Annotated in this window: 24 protein-coding genes and 1 pseudogene; 6 read left to right on the top strand and 19 right to left on the bottom strand. The window is 37.8% G+C overall.

Going from position 1 to position 24,254, the window contains the following annotated elements:
- Positions 1-375 precede the first annotated feature (375 nt).
- Positions 376-1,416 carry a zinc-dependent alcohol dehydrogenase family protein gene (locus B2C77_RS02345; protein ID WP_077702235.1) on the bottom strand — a complete coding sequence of 347 codons (1,041 nt, stop codon included), beginning with the start codon at positions 1,414-1,416 and terminating at the stop codon, positions 376-378.
- Positions 1,417-1,756: 340 nt separating this feature from the next.
- Entirely contained in the window at positions 1,757-1,894 is a 138-nt protein-coding gene (locus B2C77_RS21515; protein ID WP_162985912.1) for a hypothetical protein, read from the bottom strand.
- A 237-nt stretch (positions 1,895-2,131) separates the two neighbouring features.
- Between B2C77_RS21515 and B2C77_RS02340 the strand changes: the two genes are divergently transcribed.
- Positions 2,132-3,625, top strand: coding sequence for a potassium/proton antiporter (locus tag B2C77_RS02340; RefSeq protein WP_077702234.1), 1,494 nt, complete (start codon positions 2,132-2,134; stop codon positions 3,623-3,625).
- A gap of 154 nt (positions 3,626-3,779) precedes the next feature.
- On the opposite strand, the pseudogene B2C77_RS21930 reads toward B2C77_RS02340, so the two are convergent.
- Together B2C77_RS21930 and B2C77_RS22285 are read right to left on the bottom strand one after the other, a co-directional pair.
- Positions 3,780-4,271, bottom strand: a pseudogene (locus B2C77_RS21930) (DUF3916 domain-containing protein).
- Complete coding sequence (locus tag B2C77_RS22285; protein WP_257790356.1) at positions 4,234-4,368, bottom strand: hypothetical protein; 135 nt, start codon at positions 4,366-4,368, stop codon at positions 4,234-4,236. Before B2C77_RS22285 ends, B2C77_RS21930 begins: the two are co-directional and overlap by 38 nt.
- A gap of 381 nt (positions 4,369-4,749) precedes the next feature.
- On the opposite strand from B2C77_RS22285, the gene B2C77_RS02330 reads away from it, so the two are divergent.
- Positions 4,750-5,022, top strand: coding sequence for a YesK family protein (locus B2C77_RS02330; RefSeq protein WP_077702233.1), 273 nt, complete (start codon positions 4,750-4,752; stop codon positions 5,020-5,022).
- A gap of 388 nt (positions 5,023-5,410) precedes the next feature.
- On the opposite strand, the gene B2C77_RS02325 is transcribed toward B2C77_RS02330, so the two are convergent.
- The 8 genes from B2C77_RS02325 to B2C77_RS02290 all read right to left on the bottom strand — a co-directional run bounded on the left by B2C77_RS02325 (position 5,411) and on the right by B2C77_RS02290 (position 13,409).
- Positions 5,411-6,265 (bottom strand): Cof-type HAD-IIB family hydrolase, encoded by an 855-nt coding sequence (locus B2C77_RS02325; RefSeq protein ID WP_077702232.1) that lies wholly within the window; start codon positions 6,263-6,265, stop codon positions 5,411-5,413.
- A gap of 146 nt (positions 6,266-6,411) precedes the next feature.
- The gene (locus tag B2C77_RS02320) at positions 6,412-7,284 is read right to left on the bottom strand and encodes a class II fructose-bisphosphate aldolase (RefSeq protein WP_077702231.1); all 873 of its coding nucleotides are present in this window, start codon (positions 7,282-7,284) and stop codon (positions 6,412-6,414) included.
- 1 nt (position 7,285) lies between these two features.
- Complete coding sequence (locus B2C77_RS02315) at positions 7,286-7,750, bottom strand: PTS sugar transporter subunit IIA (protein WP_254843920.1); 465 nt, start codon at positions 7,748-7,750, stop codon at positions 7,286-7,288.
- A gap of 20 nt (positions 7,751-7,770) precedes the next feature.
- Entirely contained in the window at positions 7,771-9,174 is a 1,404-nt protein-coding gene (locus B2C77_RS02310; protein WP_077702230.1) for a PTS fructose transporter subunit IIC, read from the bottom strand.
- A 7-nt stretch (positions 9,175-9,181) separates the two neighbouring features.
- Positions 9,182-10,099 carry a 1-phosphofructokinase gene (gene pfkB / locus B2C77_RS02305; RefSeq protein WP_077702229.1) on the bottom strand — a complete coding sequence of 306 codons (918 nt, stop codon included), beginning with the start codon at positions 10,097-10,099 and terminating at the stop codon, positions 9,182-9,184.
- A gap of 230 nt (positions 10,100-10,329) precedes the next feature.
- Entirely contained in the window at positions 10,330-11,109 is a 780-nt protein-coding gene (locus B2C77_RS02300) for a MurR/RpiR family transcriptional regulator (RefSeq protein WP_077702228.1), read from the bottom strand.
- 371 nt (positions 11,110-11,480) lie between these two features.
- The gene (locus B2C77_RS02295; protein WP_077702227.1) at positions 11,481-12,449 is read right to left on the bottom strand and encodes a ring-cleaving dioxygenase; all 969 of its coding nucleotides are present in this window, start codon (positions 12,447-12,449) and stop codon (positions 11,481-11,483) included.
- A 258-nt stretch (positions 12,450-12,707) separates the two neighbouring features.
- Positions 12,708-13,409, bottom strand: a complete 702-nt coding sequence (locus B2C77_RS02290) for an HAD family hydrolase (protein ID WP_077702226.1) — start codon at positions 13,407-13,409, stop codon at positions 12,708-12,710.
- A 249-nt stretch (positions 13,410-13,658) separates the two neighbouring features.
- On the opposite strand from B2C77_RS02290, the gene B2C77_RS02285 reads away from it, so the two are divergent.
- Both B2C77_RS02285 and B2C77_RS02280 read left to right on the top strand, forming a co-directional pair.
- Positions 13,659-14,726 (top strand): ABC transporter permease, encoded by a 1,068-nt coding sequence (locus B2C77_RS02285; protein WP_077702225.1) that lies wholly within the window; start codon positions 13,659-13,661, stop codon positions 14,724-14,726.
- A 3-nt stretch (positions 14,727-14,729) separates the two neighbouring features.
- Positions 14,730-15,416 (top strand): ABC transporter ATP-binding protein, encoded by a 687-nt coding sequence (locus tag B2C77_RS02280; protein WP_073007915.1) that lies wholly within the window; start codon positions 14,730-14,732, stop codon positions 15,414-15,416.
- Positions 15,417-15,718: 302 nt separating this feature from the next.
- Here the strand turns inward: B2C77_RS02280 and B2C77_RS02275 are convergent, their stop codons facing one another.
- The 7 genes from B2C77_RS02275 to B2C77_RS02245 form a co-directional block, all read right to left on the bottom strand.
- Positions 15,719-16,144, bottom strand: a complete 426-nt coding sequence (locus B2C77_RS02275; RefSeq protein ID WP_077702224.1) for a pyridoxamine 5'-phosphate oxidase family protein — start codon at positions 16,142-16,144, stop codon at positions 15,719-15,721.
- Positions 16,145-16,217: 73 nt separating this feature from the next.
- Positions 16,218-17,594 (bottom strand): DUF2254 domain-containing protein, encoded by a 1,377-nt coding sequence (locus B2C77_RS02270; protein WP_077702223.1) that lies wholly within the window; start codon positions 17,592-17,594, stop codon positions 16,218-16,220.
- 356 nt (positions 17,595-17,950) lie between these two features.
- On the bottom strand, positions 17,951-18,916 hold the full coding sequence (locus B2C77_RS02265) for a sugar kinase (protein ID WP_176087260.1): 966 nt from the start codon (positions 18,914-18,916) through the stop codon (positions 17,951-17,953).
- Between the two features lie 162 nt (positions 18,917-19,078).
- Entirely contained in the window at positions 19,079-19,756 is a 678-nt protein-coding gene (gene rpiA, locus B2C77_RS02260) for a ribose-5-phosphate isomerase RpiA (RefSeq protein WP_077702221.1), read from the bottom strand.
- Between the two features lie 61 nt (positions 19,757-19,817).
- The gene (locus B2C77_RS02255) at positions 19,818-20,444 is read right to left on the bottom strand and encodes a bifunctional 4-hydroxy-2-oxoglutarate aldolase/2-dehydro-3-deoxy-phosphogluconate aldolase (protein ID WP_077702220.1); all 627 of its coding nucleotides are present in this window, start codon (positions 20,442-20,444) and stop codon (positions 19,818-19,820) included.
- Positions 20,445-20,462: 18 nt separating this feature from the next.
- Positions 20,463-21,020 (bottom strand): 6-phospho-3-hexuloisomerase, encoded by a 558-nt coding sequence (gene hxlB / locus B2C77_RS02250; RefSeq protein WP_077702219.1) that lies wholly within the window; start codon positions 21,018-21,020, stop codon positions 20,463-20,465.
- A gap of 2 nt (positions 21,021-21,022) precedes the next feature.
- The gene (locus tag B2C77_RS02245; protein WP_077702218.1) at positions 21,023-22,042 is read right to left on the bottom strand and encodes a LacI family DNA-binding transcriptional regulator; all 1,020 of its coding nucleotides are present in this window, start codon (positions 22,040-22,042) and stop codon (positions 21,023-21,025) included.
- A 239-nt stretch (positions 22,043-22,281) separates the two neighbouring features.
- Here B2C77_RS02245 and B2C77_RS02240 point away from each other — a divergent pair, with 239 nt between their 5' ends.
- Complete coding sequence (locus B2C77_RS02240; protein ID WP_077702217.1) at positions 22,282-22,674, top strand: hypothetical protein; 393 nt, start codon at positions 22,282-22,284, stop codon at positions 22,672-22,674.
- A gap of 382 nt (positions 22,675-23,056) precedes the next feature.
- Entirely contained in the window at positions 23,057-23,710 is a 654-nt protein-coding gene (locus tag B2C77_RS02235) for a lysoplasmalogenase (protein ID WP_141130660.1), read from the top strand.
- Positions 23,711-24,254 lie beyond the last annotated feature (544 nt).

The raw sequence follows: 24,254 nt of genomic DNA, 5'->3' as shown, positions 1-24,254 counted from the left end.
TTTTTAAGCATGTAAACGAATGGTATATAGTCCTATAAAAATGCCCACTCTTGTAAGTATGATTCGAAGAACAAAGGCGCAAGTGCCCGTTTAGCAACGTAGCGAGTGGAACGAATCAACTAAAGTTTTAGGAATCATGCTCCTGCAACAGGAGTATGCCGGCGCCCTCCGGCAAGCCCGTCTTTAGTCGGCCTTCCTATTTAGTACGAACCGATGATGACTTAGCTTAGGGCAATGGAGTGAAGTCGCCTAGTTGCTGGGCGCTGGAGCCGGACGGGGCCCATTCAGTTATTTGGTTACGCCATAGCATCAAATTTTATACTTTCTTATCTTTTGAAAAAGGCCAAGCAAGTCGCTTGCCCCTTTTCTATCCATTTATTCATTGGAAATAATCAATTTTAATGCTTCTGTTTTCGCTGAATTCTCAAATACTTCATATGCTTTTAGCATCTCGTCAAACGTAAAACGATGTGTTATCAGTTTTTCTGGCTGTAATTTATTTGATTGCACCGTTTTTAACAGCATTGGCGTAGTGCTCGTGCTTACTAAACCTGTCGTTAAACGAATGTTTTTAATCCACAATTTTTCAAGATGGAAATCAACAGCTTTACCGTGCACTCCTAATACTGGGATGGCACCTCCAGGTTTAATAATTTGTTGGCAAATTTCAAACGTAGCGGGTATACCTACAACTTCCATTGCCACATCTACACCTTTTCCATCTGTTAAATCCATAATTTTTTCTACTGCTTTTCCATCTGAGCTATTAACCGTTTTTGTAGCGCCAAATTTCTTAGCAACTTCCAAACGATGATCGTCTAAATCCACCATAATAATTTCTGCCGGCGAATAAAATTGCGCAGTAAGCAAAGCTGCCATACCGACTGGACCAGCTCCGATAATTACTACAGTTTGTCCAGGCTGTACCTGTCCGTAAAGTACACCAATTTCAAATCCAGTCGGAAGGATATCACTTAACATTACTAACGCTTCTTCATCTGCACCATCAGGAATATGATATAAGCTATTATCTGCATGCGGAATACGTACATATTCAGCTTGCGTTCCATCAATGAGGTGACCTAAGATCCAGCCTCCATCTTCACAATGCGCATAAAGCGCCCGCTTACAATTTTCACATTTCCCACAAGAAGTGACACAAGAGATAATAACTTTATCCCCTTTTTTAAAGTTTTTCACACCTTCGCCAACTTCTTCAACAACACCTACACCTTCATGCCCCAAAATTCTACCTTCTGTTACCGCTGGAACATCACCTTTTAAGATATGCAAATCTGTACCACAAATCGTTGTTTTCGACACTCTAATCAATGCATCTGTTGCTTTATCTACCTTTGGCTTTGGTTTGTCGATAAAATCTTTCTTTCCTGGTCCAAAATAAGTAAGTGCTTTCATTTTATGCCTTCCTCCTCTTTTGGTGAACTTGTTCACAATTAAATTGTAAGCCATTATGTCGTTATTTGCAATAATATTTCGATACTTCATATAATAAGGGAAGTTCGTTTCCTTCATCCCCCTCTTCAACTTTGTGTTGGTGAAAGTGGGGGCTTTTAGTACCATATTAAATTACGGACGAAAGAAGTTTATTCCTGTGCATATTTTAAGCACAAAAGGAGCTCACTTCGCTCTAAAGAAACACGCTCGTTTCTGTTAGATTTCTTTTCACAGCATCTTTTATGCTTTTAGCTAACATCATAGATAGCTACACACGTGTAATTGTCTTGCACAAACTATATTATTTTTTCCTATCTGTAACATATTCATCTGGCTGCCCACTACCATGTGTACGACTATTTTTATAAGGACTTTTTCGCCCATTGCGATGCTCACCATGGTTTTTCGTTTCTTTAAATTGTCGTTGCTTATCTGCCAATTGAGAACCCTCCTCTTAATAGCTAAACGTTGTAGCTCCGTCTTAATTTTAGTCTATTCCTTAAAATTATACATACGGCTTTTATATACGAAATGCGTCTTTACTCGTAACTTTTTCTTTTATCCTCCACTCTATCCTTTGAACTTTTATTTATATTTCAAGCGCTCATTTTTGTTCAAAATAGGGTAATAACGATATAATAGAATTAGATTGTTCTTTTTGGAAGGATTGTTCAACATGGACTTATCATTGCAAATGCTTATTTTTTTATTTTCCGCTATGCTCATTGTCGGCGTTTTGGCAACGAAGTTCTCCTCTAAACTTGGACTTCCCGCTCTCGTTCTTTTCCTCATAATCGGGATGGGTTTAAATGAATTTATCTTCTTTGAAAATGCGCAGCTTATGCAACTCATCGGAATTATGGCGTTAATTATCATTTTATTCGAAGGTGGTACGCAAACAAAATGGGAGCAGATTCGACCTGTTCTCGGTGCAGCCGGATCACTTGCAACGTTAGGTGTTTTATTAACAACCGTTGTGACTGGATTTGCTGCCATGTACATTCTTGACCTTACTGTACTAGAAGGCATGCTGTTTGGGGCTATCGTTGGCTCAACAGATGCAGCTGCTGTTTTTTCCGTACTTGGCAATAAAAACATAAAAGCAAAGCTGACTTCTACACTAGAAGCTGAATCAGGGTCAAATGATCCGATGGCTGTATTTCTAACGGTTGCGTTTATTGAATTAATTCAGGTTCCTGACGCATCTATTTGGACTACGATCGGCAGTTTCTTTTTACAAATGGGTTTAGGACTCCTGCTTGGGCTATTACTCGGAAAACTTACTGTCCTTATCATTAATAATATTAATTTGGATACTTCTGGACTATATCCGGCACTTGCAATTGGGATGGCTACCGCGACTTATTTTTTCGCGGATTTCTTTGGGGGAAGTGGATTACTTGCTGTATATGTCATGGCTGTATTTGTCGGAAATAGTGACCTGATGTATCGTTTCTCCATTTTACGATTCAGTGAAGGTTTTGCTTGGATGATGCAAATTCTTATGTTTATTTTGCTTGGTTTGCTCGTTTTCCCTCAGGCATTACCTGCCATATTTTGGCAAGGCGTGCTGTTAACCCTTATTCTTATGTTCATCGCTCGACCTATTGCTGTTTTTATTTCAATGTTTTTTATGAAATATAATATGAAAGAGCGATTGTTTATCTCTTGGGCTGGTCTTAAAGGTGCCGTACCTATCGTATTAGCGACGTATCCAGTTATTGCCGGGGTGGAGAATAGCGATCTGATTTTTAATGCTGTCTTTTTCGTTGTCCTTATATCCGCACTCGTACAAGGTAGCACATTGTCTTGGCTTGCTTCAAAGCTTGGATTTACAGGTGAAAAAAATGATCCAACTAAACCAACCATGGAACTAATACATTTGGGTAATACGGAAGCAGAGATTATGGAAGTGCATATTTTTTCTAAGTCACCTGCTATCCATCAAACATTAAATGAGATTGAACTACCTGATGACACATTGATTATTGGCATTATTCGTGATAAGCAAATTATAACGCCTACGGGTGACACCGTCATTTTAGAAGATGATACCTTATATGTATTAAGCAACCGTAAAAATAGAATCAAAGCCAAAAATGTACTACTTGGTAACCACGATAAAAAAACGGTGTCGAAAAAAGCAGTAAAAAAAGAGGCAGAAGGTTAATCAGGTAACGATTCTACGTTGCCTGATTTTCGCTAGTACAAAGGAGTAAAATAAGTATTACTTTATGACAACTTTCATTGAGATGTTTATTGGAAAAAACTTGCTAAAGCAATCCCATCAGCAAGCTCCAGCTACATGTAATATAAGGTTGTAATTACGTTAATTCCCCGATAAACCAAATTTCACTTTCAGATTGCAAACCACATTCATCATGAATTATTTCCCTAAATCCTATTTCTTGCAAATTATCAGGAACAGACAACTCCCACGCAGAACAAATGCTTCTCCCAGTAGGCAAATGCAACCATTTTTGATATTTACTATTTCGATGAAAGCATTGGTTTAGAAAAACTTGGCTTATCGCCAAGCCTTATGGCGAATGGCATAGTTTTTCTTATACTATAACCCTTAAAACTTTTATACTTTCCTATAGTGTAAAATAGGTATTACCTTTAAATACAATGATTTCCGAATCCCATAAACTTGATAAATTGACCAGCACCACTACTCGGTATTTTTCTTTATCATTGGGCTTTAATTCCATAAGATGTTTTGCTCTATCCAAAAGCATTTGCATACACATTCTTTTTACTTTATTGGGGAGTTTACTAGCATTGATAAAGTTTTCTGCAACCGGCAATTTCATCTGCCAGTAACCATGGAAACGCTAATGTATGTACCTCCATTCTTCTAATCATCATGTTGCATTTGCGTTTCATCCCGCGAACTTTTTTCTTCTCCATACTTTTCCCTCCATGCATATGCTGCTCGGCATGCTCATAAGCTAAACTGATGCTGGTCTATTCATACAAAGCACTAAATATTATAACACGAATAAATCGTTACATTATCCCTATGGAGGACAGGTTGAATTTAACAGGTATACATGCTAATGATTTCCAGTGTATATTACAACTTTACTTGGAGCGGGAAGCAAGATGTCCTTGTTCAGTCAGCCATCCCTTGTACGCTAGCTTTTTGTTTTTGCTATCAGATCTGCTAGCAGAGATCCCATGTCAATTTGTAATAATGCATGCACATGTATAAATAAGCACCATTTAAGCAAATGTATACATGCCTAGGCAAGCAAAAATATACATTTTGAGTATAGGAGGAATACAGCTATGTACAGGAATATACTGGAAGCTTGGTGGCCTATTATCCTCGCTGGTATTATAACGGCAACTATCATTATTGTTTTAGCTCGTTATATACGTCGCACTGTCCTCTTTTTACTAACAACCTTAATAAGTTTCGTTAGTTTTCTTATGCTTTTGTTCAGTATATTTACTGTTGGTAGATGGGAAGGTCTGGGGATAGGCATGTTCTCTATTTCTATATTAGTTGGTGCCAATGTTGGTGCTATATGCAGTTTCTTCGTGAAACAAAAGCAATGATAAAACAGAACGCCTATATGGACTCGTCGCCAGCTTCTGATTTTGCCTTGTAAGTTGACGAACGGTTCTTCCGGCGCAGTGAGCGATTTCCATGCATGAGCTAGCGATTTTTCCCGTGCGGTGGGCGATTTTCAGCTAGTAAGGGCACATTCATCGATTACATTAAGAATAATACCTGTTTTCATTTCAAAAGATCGTCTATATTATAAGTAGGTAGATGAATAATAATAAAAACCGCTTGACGTGGTGCGCCAAACGGTTAGCACAACTACCTTTCAAGGGTGTAGCTCGCATAAGGATATAAAAGTAATCACCTACTGCTTTGAGAACTTCGAGCAGTTACTTTTTTCCAATAAAAGAGCAATGATCAGAAAAGCGAAAAGAACTTTTATAAACTAGTTACATAGCGTCGAATAGCTTTTGCTACACCTTCCTCATCATAATTGGACGTTGTATAGGTTGATAGTTGTTTCACTTCTTCTTCTGCGTTTCCCATGCTAATGCTTATCCCTGCTTTTTCAAACATGGATACGTCATTAAAATTATCTCCAATAGCCACTGTGTTTTCCATCGGTATATTGAAATGATTTGCCATTCGTTCTAATGCATAACCTTTACTTGCTCGATGGTGAGCAATTTCAAGTTTTTCCCTCCCTGACGATGTGATCGATACATCCCCTTCTAATTCCAACACCTTTTTTAACTGGTCACGCTTCTCTTTAAGAAAAGATAAGACAAAGATTTTGTAAATCCCGACATAGTCTGGTGCTACTGTTTCATATTTATCAATGAATTGTAACCCATGCTGGCTATGTTGAATAGCTATCGTACGTTGCAATGATTCGGAAGTATATGACTCGTTATGACCTGCTTGTTCCATCTCTAACCATAATAAATCTTCCATTCCTGTTTCAACTAAAACTCCTTCATCTACATACACTTCATAGTAGACATGTAAATCTCTTAATGTCGGCATGATGCGTTTAGCTACTTCCTTATCCAAATATAACTTATGCACATGTTCTCCACAATGAAATGATGTCGCACCGTTACCTGCAATAATTGGACAATCTAATTTAGCAAGACGCAAAATTTCCTTTGTATCTGGAAGTGAACGACCAGATGCGATACATACAATATGCCCTTTTTGTTGGGCGTCTAAAATAGCGGAACGATTCGACGTACTAATGGTTCCCTCGTCAGTCAGTAACGTTCCGTCCAAATCAATGGCGATTAATTTCATGGAGTTTCCCCCTCTATATAATTGATAGTAAATTCTTTTTCGAACCTTACTACTATATTATTGTACCAAAAGGCCTTTCTCCATGCTTGAGAAAGACCATTTAAATTTTAGTTTCGTTAAAATAATAGCTATTATTTAGTAAAAACTTACTTGATTGCGAGTGGAGAAATCCTTCCTTCACTACCTACTATTTTAATTTTAGAGATGACCATTTCCTTTGCAGCTTCTTTTGCTGTTTGCAAATAAGCTCGTGGATCTAAGCTATTAGGCTGGGCAGCAAAATGCTCTCGAATTGCTACAGAATAAGCATTTTTTAACTCTGTAGAAACATTTACCTTAGACATGCCTAAAGCGACACACTTACGAACATCTTCCTCTGGTACAGCTGATCCTCCATGTAGTACAAGCGGGATATCTACAAGCTTACTTATTTCTTCAATGCGATCAAAGTCAATATTCGGTTCCCCTTTATAAATTCCATGAGCCGTTCCAATAGCTGGGGCAAGCGTTGGTACACCAGTCAAAGCAACAAATTCTTTACATTCCTCAGGAACCGCTTTTTGAGCGTCTTTCTCTGAAACAACGATCTCTTCTTCCACCCCTCCTACTTTTCCTAACTCCGCTTCTACATTGATACCTAAGCTAGCTGCTAAATCCATCACTTGCTTCGTTTGTTGTACATTTTCTGCGAAGGGGTGTTTGGAAGCATCGATCATAACAGATGTGTACCCCGCCCGAATTGCTTTTTTAATCACTTCATCATCCGTACAATGATCTAAATGCAAACCTGTTGGTACTTGATAAAAATCGGCAGCTGCTGTTGCGACTTTCACAATATTTTCTGCTCCTAATGATTTCACCGTTCCTACCGTTGTTTGTAAAATCACGGGGGATTTCATTTCTGCAGCCGCTTCTAGAACCCAATAAATACTATCTAGTGAATGAACATTAAAAGCGACAATTCCATATTTTTCACGTTTTGCTTGTTCTAACATCGGTGTCGTTGATATAAGTGGCATATTAATCGTCCTCTCCTGAAATAGCTTGACTAATAATCGTAGCGAGTTCTGTTGACGTTGTCGCACGCAGCATAGCTTGTCTAATATCTTCATTTATTAATGCTCTAGATAAGGCGGATAATGCTTGTAAATGTGTTGTACCTGCTTCCGACTTAGGAATAAGCAGCGAAAGAAAGAAGAAGGCAGGCTTGCCATCAAAGGATTCCCAATCAACCCCTGTCTCTGTCCGCACAATAATAATTGCAGGTTGACTGACTTCCTCAGCTTGCGTATGCGGAATCGCAAATCCTTCTTGAAAACCAGTTGTACTTTCCTTTTCACGCGCCTTCAAGCCTTCTACAATCGCTTCCTGCGAACTTGCAATACCATTGGCAACTGCTATATCAGCAATCGTTTGAAATACACCTTGCTGTGAAGTCGCTGTTGCTTGTAGCCGAATATATGCTGGTTGAATCATTTTTTTCATCTAGCTTCTTCCTCCTTCTTTTATTTCTGGGCTGCTTTTTTACGTGAAAAACCGTAGATTAATGCACCAACCAAAGAGCCGATAAGAATGGCTAAAACCCATTGAAAGGCTCCTGTTACAACAGGTAAAACGAGAAATCCTCCATGTGGCGCAGGAACTTGCACTTTAAATAAATACGTTAGGATGGCAGCAATACTAGAACCTAGCATAATAATTGGTAGAACAACAATCGGGTTCTTAGCTGCAAACGGGATCGCTCCTTCTGTAATATGGGTAGATCCTAAGATAAAGTTAACCGCCCCAGCATTTCGCTCTTCTTTCGTAAAGTATTTTGGAAAGATAACCGTAGCAAACGCGATAATTAATGGTGGTGCAATACAAGCTGCTGAAACACCAGCCATGAAATATAAGTTGCCTTCTGCAAGTAGCATCGTTCCTGTTACATATGCCGCCTTGTTAAATGGCCCACCCATATCAAATCCACACATAGCCCCTACAATTAAACCTAGTAATAATGGATTTGTTGATTGAACAGATGCTAGAAAGTCCATTAATCCTTCATTTAAACCTGTAACTGGGATAATAATTGGTTTCATAATAATACCGATTAAAAAGATCCCAAGTACTGGATACAAAAAGATTGATTTTAGTCCATCTAAAGAGCGCGGTAGACCTTTTAATAGTTTTTGTAAAAGGATAATAATATAACCTGCAATAAATCCTGCTAAAATTCCTCCTAAAAACCCAGCTCCACCTTGACTTGCTAATAAACCACCGATAAACCCAACTACCATACCAGGACGCTTGGCAATCGATTCTGCAATAAAAGCTGCTAAGATTGGCACCATTAGACTAAAACCTAAGCCACCAACTTCTTTCAGCAATGCTGCAAATTCGTTATATTGTTCATGATCTGGATCGGCAGAATAGATGCCGAATAAAAACGATATTGCAATCAGCACCCCGCCCCCGACAACAAATGGAAGCATGTGAGAAACACCATTCATTAAATGTTTATAAACAGTGTGGACCCATTTACTATTATTTCCTTTCGTTGTGCTTTCTTGATCTGTTTCTTGTTTTGCTCCATCATAATCGGAAGCATAATAAACAGACGCTTTTCCTTGCAAAATTTGTTCAATTAGATGCTCAGGCTCTTTAATACCTTTGGCAACAGAGACATCGATCAACGGCTTGCCATGAAATCGGTCTGCTTGTACATCCTTATCCGCAGCGATAATGACACCATCAGCTTCTTTAACTTCTTGTGCTGTCAATGCATTTTCAATTCCTACTTGACCATGTGTTTCCACTTTTATTTCTACACCTAGTTTTTCAGCAGCTTTTTGCAAAGCTTCTGCAGCCATAAACGTATGGGCAATTCCAGTTGGACAACCTGTGGCAGCAACAATTTTCTTTTTCATGCTGTTTTTACCTCCTTAAATTTGTAATATGGACTTGATGCTTTAACTCAAGAATATCTGATAAATCACTTAACCCCTTGGAAAATGCGGTCGATGCTCCTGTTGCTATTGCATATATCAGTGCTTCTGCAATCGATTCTTTTTCAATCGTTTTGGCAATATACGAAGCGAGTAAAGCATCCCCAGCACATGCTGTATTAACAACCTTTCCTTTTGGAGAGCTTGCCTTAAGAACTTGTTGCCCATCTAAATAGACTGCACCTTCTTCTCCCCTTGATATAATGACATGCCTTGCACCTCGTTCAATTAATTCCTTACCATATGCAATGATCTGTTCTTCTGACAAAGATTGTTCGCCAAACAGATGGGCTAACTCGTCTTCATTAGGCTTTAATAAATAGGGCTCATAGGCAAGTGTCTCTAACACAACCGTGGAGCTAGAATCAAGAACTAATTTCACATGATTTCGATCGCATATTTGAGCAATTGTAATTAATACTTGGTCATCAACACCTTTTGGAAGACTACCCGATACAATGAGCGTACTTCCAGTTGGGATGTTCGCTATTTTATCCAATAGCTGGTGCATTGCTTCTTGCGGAATACTTGGACCTTGATTAACAATTTTGTACTCCTCATCAGCATTAATAAAAACGTTAATGCGCGTATTACCTGCGACTTCAATAAAATCTGTTGCAATGCCAAGTTTTTCGAGCTCTTCTTTAATAAAATGTCCCGTAAAACCACCAATAAACCCTAATGCGGTATTAGGTATCCCCATTTTATTCAACATCACAGAAACATTAACGCCTTTGCCATTCGGCTGGTAATCTTCATCGTGTGTTCGATTAACAGCATTTGGATTTAGCGCTTCCATTGCAACGTATAAATCAATTGCTGTATTCATTGTGCATGTATAGATCACAGCCTCACCTTCTTTCTTTGTTGTTAATTTAAGTATTACACAGTTTTCTATGTAAATGTTTTCAGTTTATGTAAACATCCACATTGCGGCCTTCTGGTAGTCTCATCTTTTAGAAAAAGCAAACCTTTATGGCAGAGAACACCGTCGTTTTACTGATACAATGAACGCCTATCGTGCAAAAAAAAGCTTCCTTTTTTGGAAAGGAGCTTTTCTTAATGGCTATTTACTTTTTATTTTCTTGTTCGAATAACATAAGAATCGAGTAATATGCGGGCAATTACATTGAGGGACAGGCGAGAACGGACTTCATATTCAGGAAACAGCGAATGTTCCGTCTTGTACCCTAATAATGTCATATCTGATAAATGACTTAAAGAGGAATCAATTTTTGTCGTTAGAGTAATTGTCGTTACTTGTCGAATATTTAAGTTTTGACAAGCTTCAACAAGTTCAACAGTTTCTCCATTTAACGACACAAAAATGGCAATATCATCCTTCGTCACTTTACGTGATTTTACGCGAATAATATTCGGATCTTCATGGGTTTCACAAATTTTGTCTAAAGCCTGTAGTTTAATCATCATTTCTTTAGCAATCATTTCAGAAAAGCCACGACTAAAAATATAAATGCGCTTCGCATTGTATATTTTTTGAACGACGTCTTCCATTTGACCAATGCTTTGCAATTGTATGGTTCGCAGCACTTCTTCTTCATTTTTCTTAATGACCTGCTTAATATCAACGTCAATATCACCGAGAGAATCATTGGTATCTAACATTTGCTTATCTTGCTTTAAACGATACTTAAATGAAGTATAGCCGTTATAGCCCATTTTTTTCATTAATCTTACAATCGTAGCGGTGGAAACGTTAGCCTGTTCACTAAGTGTAACAATGGACATGTCAGCAATTTCATCCATATGCTCATGAATAAACTCCAATAAATAGCGTTCACTTTGACTAAGCATGGAATACGTCTGATGGGGAATATTAAATAAAGGTTTATCCATAATAACCTCCAAACCATAACTTAAATAATAGTTTATCTATTTTAAAGTTAAAAACTTGCATTTCCTCCGTATCTGCATAACGAAAAGCTTTATGTAGTTTACACCATAAACTAACCCTTCATAACATAAAAGAATCTATAGTGAAAACGTCGAGCTTTGTTTATACCTATACTAAAATGAAGTAACTAGCTATATCGTATTCCCTTAGGAGGCGATCGTCAAGGTGGGCTAGTTAAGGGGGCATTCTATAACATGCATTTCCAATTAGCGGGGGTTCTTTCCCCCACTAATTTTCATAAAGGAAGCACATGGATAATTTAAACCTCGTCAAATTCTTTGTTATCGGTTTAAAATAGGCTTTCACCATAAGACTAAAATTGAATCGTACTTCTCACCGTATCTATTGGTCGAACCATTTTTTCAATTTGTTCCCGCTTCTCCTCTAGAAATGGTGGTAAAGCTAATTTTTCACCTAACGTTTCATAGGGTTCATCAACCATAAATCCTGGTTCCTCCGTTGCTAGTTCAAATAAGATTTGATTCGTAATTCTAAAATATAACGATTCGAAGTAATACCTATTTACATTACCTGACGTAGCAAACCCAAAGCCTTCCATTCGGTTTGTCCATGCATCTAATACCGATCGGTCCTCTACTCGGAATGCAACATGATGAACCGTTCCGTAGCCTTGACGCGCATTTGGCATCGTTTTGTTATGCTCTACAATAACCTGCGCGCCATTTCCTCCTTGACCTACTTCAAACAAATGAAGCTCATTTTCTTCCTGTATATATGTGAATTGCAATACCTTCTCCAACATTTCTTTAAAATCCGTAAAGTCAGCAACTCGAATAATAATCGGGCCCAAACCAGTAATTGCATAATCTAACGGAATTGGGCCTTTTTGCCAAGGTATACCAGCTTCAACTCCTACATTATTTTCATCAGAAATTAATTGGTATCGCTGATCATCAAAGTCTACGAAAGGTACTATCTTTTTGCCAAATTGCTCTTGAATTCCAGCATGCTTCACGTCCAAACAATCGAATCGATCAACCCAATACGTAAGTGCTTCATCTGAAGGAACCCGAAAAGATGTCTGATAGATTTCGTTTGTACCATGTGAACCTTTTGGAATACCAGGAAAATCAAAAAAGGTCATATCTGTCCCTGGGCTTCCCTTATCATCAGCAAAAAACAAATGGTATGTTTGAATATCATCTTGATTTACAGTCTTTTTAACTAAACGCATGCCGAGGACATACGTAAAAAATTCATAGTTTTTCTCAGCACTGCTCGTAATCGCCGTAACATGATGAATCCCCTTTAAACCTTCCATGTAACATCCTCCTCCTTTTATTATGAATTAAAGTATTATTAATTAATAATAAATGTACCATATGTAGTTTATTCTGTCTACTCATGCATAACAATTAGGTTCCTAGAAAAAATTAGTAATAATCCAAGCTTCCCCTATACTATTAACCCTAAAACTGTCCACTTTAAATAGGTATAAAAAAAGGAACAGCCTATCACTGTTCCTCTTTCATTTACTCTCCCTCATATTAGAAGTCAGCAATGAAATGATCTCAAATCTTCAATATATAATTTGAAATAAATACTCTTTCAACGCTTCCGTGGAGTACACTGTTTTTTCTGCTGGATTCGAATTAATTACTGGCTCCTGACGACTTGGATTTAGCCAAATCGCCTTCCAACCAGCTTGACTAGCCCCGATTATATCCATAGGGAAGCTATCACCAACATACCATACTTCATTTTTAGCGAAGCCAAACCTTTTCTCGGCAACCTTAAAAATTGCTACGTCTGGCTTAGCAACCCCCTCTTCCTCGGATACAATAATTTCATTTGCAGATAAATAAGCTTCCAACCCTAATTGGCGTACTTTTTTACGTTGATTCGTCGATGGTCCATTGGTAATAATAATTGTTTGTATTTCCTTGTTTTGCAAATACTGTATAATCTCTTCTATATGAGGTCTTAACTGAATACGGTCTTGATTTTTTGTATACATTGCTTGAAAAGCGAGTGCATCTTGCTCACTAATGCCGATATTTTGTTCTTGAAGCGTCTTGCGTATACGATAAACATAGGACTCTTCCAATGTCCATTGCTGGTTCGTGACCTTTTCAAAAGCGATATCACTATATTTATGATAGATAGGTAAAATTTCGTTGAAGCGCAGCTCCTTTGTAGGCGTAAAGCTGGCAAAGGTCTGCTTTAATGGCTCAGTTCGATCGTATAATGTATCGTCTAAATCAAAAGCAATTGTTCTCAATGTTTTCTCTCCCTAACCATTTATTGTGTTATATTTCACTAATTGAGATTGATCTAAGGCTTCCGAAGAACAACCATGGTGTTCTATGAAGTATAGCATGTTATTATTTTACGCTATATTTCACCAATCATGATAATGAATTGGCTCTCTTAGCAAATTAAGCCTAAGCTAACTGTTTTGTTTTGTCAAAACATTCCTATACAATAATGGAGTATACAATTTTTTAGCATGTGATTGGGAGGGAGAGCCATGTTTTTAGCCTGGAATGAGATGAAGAACAACAAATTACGCTTCACTTTAATTGTTGGTGTATTATTGCTCGTTTCCTACCTTGTTTTCTTATTATCAGGGCTGGCAAACGGGTTGGAAGACATGAACAAAGCAGCGGTTGATAAATGGGAAGCACAAGGCGTCATTTTGACAGAAGAATCCGATGTTAACCTGCCTCAATCTAGCTTATCACTGGAGGATTATGATGGGGAAGGTGCAGATGAATTTGCTAGTTTAGCCCAAATTAGCTCCATCGCTACTTCAGGGGATAATAAATCGAATGTAGCTCTCTTCGGCATTCATGCAGATGAGTTCATTATGCCTGACATAACAGAGGGCGAGACGTTTCAAAATGATAATGAAGTGGTTGCTGATGCGTCTTTAAAAGAAGAAGGATTTGAACTCGGTGATGAGTTGCAATTGGCTTCCACTGAGGAAAAGTTAACCATTGTCGGTTTTACTGATAATGCAAAATTCATTGCTGCACCGGTACTTTACACTGACTTACAAACCGTACACAAAGTGCGCTACGGAGAAGCAGCAGAAATGTACAAAGAACAAATAAATGCCTTTGTCATTCGAACAGATGATTTATCCAATATAGACGTTAAAGAAGCATTAGAAGTTGTAGATACGACAACATTTATCGAAAATCTCCCTGGTTATTCAGAACAAAAATTAACCTTAAACTTTATGATTTACTTCTTATTTGTTATCTCTGCAGTCGTATTAGCTATTTTCCTCTATGTACTTACCATTCAGAAGATAAGTATATTCGGAGTTATGAAAGCACAAGGAATATCGAGTAAATACTTAGCAAACTCGGTTATTGCCCAAACTTTTTTATTGGCAGCTGCAGGTGTGGTTCTCGGATTTCTGTTAACGATGGTTACAGGGTTCTTTTTACCAGATATCGTTCCTATCGCCTTTAATTATTTGGATTTACTCCTCTATGGTATTGTACTTGTTTTTGTATCTGTATTAGGAGCGCTATTCTCTATTCAAACGATTGTAAAGATCGATCCACTAAAAGCGATTGGAGGTTAAAGCATGGCAGTTCTTGAAATGAAACAAGTGCGTAAAATTTTCGGTTCGGGACATACAGAAGTAGAAGCTCTAAAGCCAACTGATTTCTCCTCTCAACAGGGGGAATTAATTGCTGTCATTGGACCATCTGGATCGGGAAAAAGCACCTTTTTGACAATAGCCGGTGGTCTACAAACTCCTACCAGTGGTCAAGTATTTATGAATGGTACAGATATTACTAAATTAAAAGAGAAACAGCGATCAGCCATTCGCTTAAAAGAAATTGGGTTCGTCCTGCAATCATCTAATTTAGTTCCATTTTTGAATGTGAAGCAACAAATGCGTTTATTAGATAAAGTAAAGAAGCATAACTTGCCTTCTGAAAAATTGCAGGAACTATATCAAACATTAGGTATTCATAAGTTATTAAATAGCTTTCCGTCCGACTTGTCAGGAGGAGAAAAACAACGTGTCGCTATTGCCAAGGCACTCTACACAGACCCTAGTATCATTTTAGCCGATGAGCCAACCGCCTCCCTCGACTCCGATCGGGCGTTTGAAGTGATGGAAATGCTACAAGAAATAACGACGAAGAGCAACAAAACTACTATCGTTGTTACGCATGATACACGATTAATTGATTATTGTGATAAAGTGTATCAAATTACAGATGGAAGGCTTGCTTTACAAACCGAGCAAGCACAATCATAGGACTTCATTATTAGAAAAACGTGGCTTGTCGCCAAGTCTTATGGCGAATGGCATCGTTTTTCTTATACTATAAACCTTTAAACTTTTATAAATTTCTATAGTAGAACAAAGGCGCTGGAGCCGGACGTGGCTAAATAACTTAGTAAGTTTATCTACAGCTGCAAAATTTTATAATATCCTAGACCATAGAAAAGCTACAGCCTATGCCAAAAAAACTTGGCCTAAACTGTAGCTTTTCCTTGTACTATCTCTGATTGATAAAAAGCCAGCTGCTTATTCCCATACAGCTGGCTTGATTACTCCTATATCTCTAATTCCTGTGGCGTTTCTTGGCCTTTTTTATTCATGAGACGGATATGCAATGGCTTTATTTCCAGCACCGTTAAATTTGGGTCATCTGGTCCATCAAAATATATATTTGCATGGTCACTCCATAATTTCTTCTTTAGTTCAGGAGAATCGTTGACATTTACCTTGCCTTCATACTCCACATAAGCGTCACCAAACCCTTCTCCTTCATAACCAAGAATAATATGGGTATACGGGTTTTGTTCAATATCATCTACTTTGTCCGTTTGCTTGCTAGTTAGTGTATACAATGTTAAGTTATCATGATAAAACGTCATATACCTAGAGTGCGGCATTTTCCCTTTTACTGTAGCCATCGGACCAACAAGATCACTTTCCAAAATTTGTTCAACTTGTGCTCGTACATGTTCTTGCTTCACGTAAACATGCTCCTTTCTTATAACATGATTTATACGTATTATTCCTTTATATTGCCTTCTTAAACATCGCAAATCATTGCTTATCGCCTTTTAAGTGACGTTCGATGTAGTTATAGTTAGACGCATGGCCCGTAATACGTGCAAGCTCTTGAAGATTGCGTAGCAATAATTTACGATCAAGATCAAAAATAAACTCTGTATAAATATGATCAATCGTATTCGTAGCAAAATTCCAAATCACCTTATGATATTTTTGATCCACCGCGCCAGCCAATCTCGTTAACGCTTCAATGATGTTTGTAATAATCGGATAGTTCTTTTGTGCATAATGTCTAATTAATCCCAACCCCTGATAGAGGTGGTATTCGAAATCATCCACACCTAATATGAAGCGCACTTGACCTTCTTCATCGACTAAATAGGGGGAAAAGGTAGCTTTATTCTCCAAAGCTAACAGCAAGTCGGCCACTTGATAAATCGTATTCGCAGCTGTTTTAGGATCATCATTTCCCATTGCTTTAATCGCAATTTCTGCTAGCTTATTTAGACCGTATTTTAAGTCTTGAATTTCTGTTTCCTTATGGCCTAAACGAATAAAATCTAAGTATTCTTGCTCGTTCACTTGATGAGCGCCTGGCCCCCAATAAGTAAAAAGCTGATTTCCTTGTAAAGCATAGTTTCCAATACCTACTTCCATTTTCACAATAATATTGTCTTGTTTCGCTTTTTGTAGTAAGTCTTTAAAGAGAATCAGCTGTATATAGCCAGATATAGGCGCTAATACACTACATTTTTCTTTTTGCCACCCTTGCAATAAGTCACCAGGATTTTCCGTTCGCATTTGCTGTAAGTCTTTCGTAAAATCTCCTTCTAACATTTCTACTGTAACTTGCTTCATCGTGTCGGTAATATTATGCACTTGCATCCATGTAGTAGCATGATTTATAAAATAGATAAATGTTACTGCTGCAAAAAAAGCAATGGCTACAGTAGCAAACGGTACAGCTACATAATAGTCAACGGGATTACTACTAATTGCTAGAAACAAGATTAACACGTAAACAAAACTGCCATTAAAGATTCCTAAAATATGCTGCGTCTGCTTATCTTTGACAAAATTTTGCAACATCCTTGGAGAAAACTGACCACTAAATGTGGTGAGTACAACGAGTAACGAGTTTAGCGTAAACGCACTAAGTGTTAGAACGCCACCAATTAATGCGCTTATTAATGCCCTCGTCGTTTCAAAAGTAGCTTGAAAACCGTCAAAAGTATATTTAGCTATGCCTATCCCTACATCCATATAAACAGTGATAGCAACTAGAAAAAACGTCCATATAATATATAACAACGGTGTTCGCCATAATGTTAGGCGAAGTTCATATTTTCTTTCTTCTTTCGACATTTTTAAATACTTACTTAATGATGGTGGTAGCCATTTCACTAACATACAATTTCTCCCCTACAAACTAAATTTCAAACAGTATATTCGTTTTACTACCCCATTTTTTTAGCAATTACACTTATAGACTTTTCCTATAATTAGAAAATTTGGCTATCGCCAAGTCAATATGGCGTTAAGTAGCTTCACTTACATAAAATACAAAAATTCTAATTTTTATAATATAAAAAAGACACCCATGAGTTAGTTTTATGGGTATCAACTTAGGAGCTTATGAAGCGCCTTATCTTTATGCTGTTATTGTTCACATGTTTTTCCTCTACATGAAGGAATAAAACAACAGAGAGAAAAAACCTTTATTCTTTTACGTTAAAAGTACCACAACAGTGAGTCTTCCTTCCTTTTTACCTTTCAATTCGTTCTATTTCACCAAGACGTTGCTGCACTTGTTCATAATATGGTAACCCTTCGTTGTCACCTACAACACGAACTACCATGGAACCGACCGTATTGGCCACTTGCATAATTTTGTTTAAATCCCAATTCTGCGAAAGTCCGTAAAGTACACCGGCATTAAAACCATCGCCTGCTCCGACTGTATCCACGACCGTCGAAGCTTTTACAGGCTCGGCTTCGACAGTTTGACCTTGATAATAACCAACAGATCCTTTTTCGCCTAGCTTTACCGCGACGAATGAAATTCCTAACTCCCTTGCTTGGTTTATAATTTTTTGTGGGTTTTTTTCTCCCATAATAACTTCCATTTCATCATCACCTGTTAGTAAAATATCTACTTTTGGCAAGATCTTCTCAAGAACAGCACGTGCCTTTTCCTTTGTCCACATGCGAAGCCGAATATTAGGATCAAACGATACTTTTACATCATGCTTTTTTGCCAGTTCAATCGCTTTTTCCATTACTGGAATATTACTGTCCTCAATAGCTGGGTAAATACCAGTTAAGTGAAGCACTCTCGCATGTTTAAAATAGTTTTCATCTAAATCAGCCACCGTTAAAGCTTTCATCGGCGATTGGTTACGATAATAAAATGTACGTGTATTGCCGTCTTCCATTCTCTCTTTAAAATTTAAGGACGTAGGGTAATCGTTAACAAGCTCCACTTGGGAGGTGTCTATACCTTCTCCACGGATAAAGTGGCGTATGTAACGTCCGAATTCATCGTTCCCTAGCCTGCTTATATATCCAGTCTTCATCCCCAATCTCGAACAGCCAATAGCAAGGTTCAACTCTGCACCGCCAACTCTCTTTTCAAATGTATTAACAAATTGTAATGGCCCTGTACTTCCCGGGTTAAAAACAATCATTGCTTCTCCTAATGTAATAATATCGAGCACATCTTTTCCCTCCATGTCTAGTTGTCCTATTTTTCCAACATGTTTCCCACATTTTCTTTTCGTTTTAGAGGTTGTTCAAAACGTGCGTTACAAGGAAACTGAGCTTACCGCCAAATCTTTATGGCGGAAGCAGTAGTTTTTCTTATACTAGTGTAAAAAGAGTTTGTACAACAGCTATCACTTTATTTGTCTTTTTACGACGCCGTTTTTAGCCGTTAAAACTATATCGGTCATATCAATAAATAAACCTGTCTCCACCACCCCAACCAACTGTTTTAGTTGTTCATGTAATGTCTTAGGATGCTCGATGGAGCCAAAAGCACAATCTAGAATATAATTTCCATTATCAGATACAAATGGCTGGTCGTTCACTTTTCGTAATACAGGCGTACAACCAAAACGCTCTAAATAAGCTGCTGTTTTTTGCCAACCAAATGGAACCACTTCAACAGGTAGAGGGAATCTCCCTAATTTGTCAACTCTTTTTGTATTGTCAACAATGATTAATCGTTTATCCGCCGCCTCGGCGACAATTTTTTCTCGAACTAAAGAACCTCCGCCACCTTTCATTAGTTGAAAATCAGGATCGACTTCATCCGCACCATCAATAGATACGTCTATTTTTGTCACCTTTGAAAAATTAGTTAATGGAATTCCATATGCTTCGGCTAGCTTTTCTGTCTGTTTGGATGTCGGAATACCCTGAATATGCAACCCTTCACGCACACATCTTTTTAATTCTTCTAAAAAGTAATGAACCGTTGAACCCGTTCCAAGGCCTAACGTCATACCAGATTGCACATATGAAAGAGCTGCATGTGCCACTATCTGTTTACCACTATTATGATGAGTCATGTACAGACACTCCTTTAAAGTATTGTTTTTATTGCATACCTTTATCCCATTAAACAAAACTTTAACTTATGGCTTGAATATACGATCTCGCTTCTTCCTCTAATTTCTCATAATCAGCTTCTGTTGTTAACTTGGTGACATTCACTAAGTTACTGCCAATACCTACAGCTTTCGCACCTTGCTGTAAATAATCATTCATATTCTCTAACGTTATCCCTCCTGTAACCATTGCCTCCACATGTGGAAGTGGTCCTAAAATATTTTTCATATAGGAAGGGCCGACTGTTGACGCTGGGAAAATTTTTACCATACTTGCTCCATACTCATAAGCAGTCACGATTTCGGTAGGCGTTAACACTCCTGGAATATATAGCATACCGTAGCGGTTGGTGAGCTTAAGCGTTTCTATACTCAACGATGGAGAGACGATAAAATCTGCTCCTGCTAGCATAACTGCTCTAGCTGTTTCCGAATCTAGAACCGTACCAGCACCAATACAACTCTCCTCACCCATTGCTTCCTTTGCTACTGCAATAATGTTTGCAACATTGGGTGTTTCCGCTGTAATTTCAACAGCCTTCACACCTCCTGCAGATAACGCTTTTAATATAGGAACCATATTTTCTTCATTCGCTTTTCTGATCACTGCTACTACTTTTGTCGCTTTAATAATATCTATCGGTTTCATGAAAGTACACTCCTATTTTCATTCTAAATTTGTGTGTTTCTTGGCTAACACTTGGTTTGGATTATTCCATTGCTGTTGTTGAATCACATGAGCAATAACAGCATCTAACACTACATGTGCTGATTGATCAAATTGGCTTCCTAATGGTTGGATTGTAGCAGGCTCATTCGGTAATCGCTTTTTGGTGGCAGCGGGAATCTCTACGATACAATCACTGTATTGCGCAATGACAGATTGCTTATTTGTTGTTACTAATGCTATGGTAGCGCCAATGGCCGTAGCTTTTTCTGCAAAGTAAGCTAATGTTCCTGTGTTTCCAGAACCAGAAATGATTAACAACACATCCTCCGCTTCCATATTCGGTGTAATTGTTTCCCCAACAACATAAACAGAATATCCACTGTGCATCATACGAATGGCAAAGGCTTTACCAATCAACCCTGATCGACCAGTACCGGCTACAAAAATGGAATTTGCTCGTTTCAGTTGTTCTGCTAACGCAACTGCCTCATCTGAATCAACCGCTTGTATTACTTTACTTACCTCCATGGTAATCGTATCTAGTGTTTTTCTCATTGCTATATTTCATTCCCCTTCCTCTCACATGATTCTCTGATTATAATTTCAGGAGCAAAGCGATACACCTGTTTTTTGCTCGCCCCATGATCAAATTGTTCAAATAATAACTCCGCAGCCTTCTTCCCCATATCAAATGCTGGCTGTGCAACCGTAGTTAATGAGGGCGTGTAGAGCGAAGCAAATGTGACATCATCAATGCCAATAATGGCTAATTGCTGGGGCACTTGAATTTGCTGATCTTTTACATATTGCAACAATTGATAAAGCACTCGATCGTTTAAAGCAAGTATTGCTTCAGGAGGATCTGGCAAAAGAAGCAGTTTTTTAATTTGTTCTTCCACTTTTTCCAATGCACTGTTAATCGCATATAAAGGATTTGGACGAATATAGTTCTTTTCAAGGCTATCTTGATACCCTTCTATTCGCTCTAATCGAGGCGTTATCGGATCAAACAATGGCGGTGCCAGAACAGCTATTTTTTGATAACCATTAGCAACGAATTGATCCACAGCTAATTGAGCAGCCTGATGATTGTTTAATAAAACCGCATCTGTTTCAACACCTGGAACAAGACGATCCATAAATACAAACGGGTACTCATCTTTCATTAAATCTTGGTAGAACGCTTTATTTTTACTAGTCGGAAATAAAATAATGCCGTCCACTTGTTTAGCTCGAAGCATGTCAATATACCGCTTTTCTTTTTCTGGGTTATCATCCGCATTACAAACAATGACGTGGTAATCTTCTGTATGACAGTAATCTTCAATCGCTCTGATAACACGCGTAGAAAAATCATGTAATATATTTGCAACAATTACACCAATTGTTTTCGTGGATCTCTGCTTTAAACTCCGAGCAATAATATTAGGTTGATATCCTAATTCTTTGATTGCAGCGTCTACACGCTCTTTCGTTTTTACACTCATATAATCAAAACGTTTATTCAAAAATTGCGACACAGTGCTTTTTGAAACACCAGCATAAGTAGCTACATCGGTGATAGTTACTTTTTTCATAAAGCACCTCTCCTTTTGAACTAAATCGATTTACTAAACCGATTTAGTTGTATTATATATGAATTTTAAATCGTTTACAAGTGGCGTTATGATGAACCTTCAAAAACACATAATCACACGAGCAAGCTCATAGATATAAGTAATAAACTATCCTACTGAGAGCAAGTGGCTCAACTTATTCGTTTTAACAAAAACCGTATGTCCATTTTAAATTACTCTTTAATAAGGGAGCTGTTGGTATGGAAGATTCAATTGGAATTACAGAAGAGGAAATCAGACGTTATTATGTGCTTCAACAGGAGAAAAAGGAAATAGAGTATGAGATGAAAGAGTTGAAAAAGCATTTCCATCAGGCTCTAGATGCTTCTGTTGGAGAAAATCAAAAAGGAGAAATGAAGCGAGGGGACTATTTAGCTCAGCGACAAATTCGTACTTCAACACAATACGAACAAGTTTGTACCGTAAGTAAATTGGAGGATATGCAGTTAGCAGATTTTATTATTATAGAAAAACGACCAGATACCGATAAGCTAGAAGCTGCTATCAAACTAGAATTAGTAGATGGCGAAGCATTTGAAGATTGTAAACATACAAAGGTAAACCAAGCTATCACTGTTAAAAAGCTTCGTTAAAAGAGAGCTTCAATAACATGAACAGTGAAACCAGACGGAAAAGTGCCCGTGGTTTCACTGTTTTATCATTAGAAAAGCTTGGTTTATACGTTAACTCTTTAGTTGGTTATTTCCCTCTTTTATTCCTACGCTCAAAAGGAAAGCTTTTTAATAGAATTTTGATCGCATAGCAACCTTACACCAGTCTATACGCAAGATATATGACATATCCTTTCATTTCATTTGCTCCACTAAAATTCTGTTGTATGATAGAATCATAAGCAAGTTTAGATGCTTTCCATACAACTATACTGCATAGACAATAAGCTAATCAGCCTGCATATGAAACGAATCATACTCGATCTACATTGAATGCTATCTTAATTTGAAAGAAGGTGATTTTTTGCAAATAAATCGTTTACCTATCCTTATTCTAGTAATGGGTGTTTTATATATTTTTATCATCCCGGAGGAACCTCTTGTTTTCAAACTGTTTTTCAAGTTAATCCCAATGGCACTCATTATTTTTTATGCTTTTTACTCCCTGCCTAAGCAGAAAACCAAATCACATTGGCTCATTCTTATTGGTCTATTTTTTTGCTCTATTGGGGACGGAACCATACACTGGTTCATCGTTGGTCTCACATCCTTTTTGATTGGACACTTATTCTATCTATCTGGCTTTATCTATCAATGGAAATTTTCCATTTGGCGTGTCGCCTCTGTTATTCCTATAGGGATTTATGCTTGGATCATTGGTAGTGACTTGATTCAGGCCGTAGCACGCTCAGAAAACACCTACCTCGTAATACCTGTAATCATTTACATGACGGCAATCGCTAGCATGGCATGGTTTGCCATTATGTCAGGAAATATTTTTGCTAGTATTGGCAGTATTCTATTCGTTATTTCTGACTCTATTTTGGCATGGAACATGTTTGTTTCGCCAATTAACAATGAACATATATTCGTTATGATTACGTATTACACCGCCCAATTTTTCATTGCTCACAGTCTGAGGAACTTTGGTAAAAAGCATCCACGAACTGTCTGGTAAACAAGGGATTGCCTTATACATCACAATCATTTAAACCCCCTTTGAATCAGACCCTTAGATATGTACTACCTATTGATAGGAAATGAAAAAAACTCCACTGATTGAAGATTCGCTTTATAAACAAGCGTAATTTGTTCAAGCTTGCAGAAAACACGATTTGTTTTCCTGCAAGCTTTTTTCACTATAAGACTTAAAGTACTGAAAAACAAAGGCTTTCCCCATAAAACTTTGCTCTCACCAAGTTGTTTAATCCCCTATTTACGACAAATAGCAAATTGTTTTAGACATAAATACGCCTTAAGTCGTACTCCATATTATTTCTTTAGCCTGTTACTTCCTATGTATAACAAGTATACAATCATAACTATAGCCCCTAGTCGTGAATGATGAAGGAACAAAGGCTCGGGGCGCCCGTTTAGCAACGTAGCGACTGGAACGAATCAACTAAAGTTTTAGGAATCATGCTCCTGCAACAGGAGTATGCCGGCGCCCTCCGACAAGCCCGTCTTTAGTCGGCCTTCCTATTTAGAACGAACCGATGATG

Origin of the sequence: Virgibacillus dokdonensis, from assembly GCF_900166595.1 — a bacterium.
GTDB lineage: Bacteria > Bacillota > Bacilli > Bacillales > Amphibacillaceae > Virgibacillus > Virgibacillus dokdonensis.
Note: the sequence above shows the minus strand (reverse complement) of the source record. Positions and strands in the feature narration are given on the sequence as shown.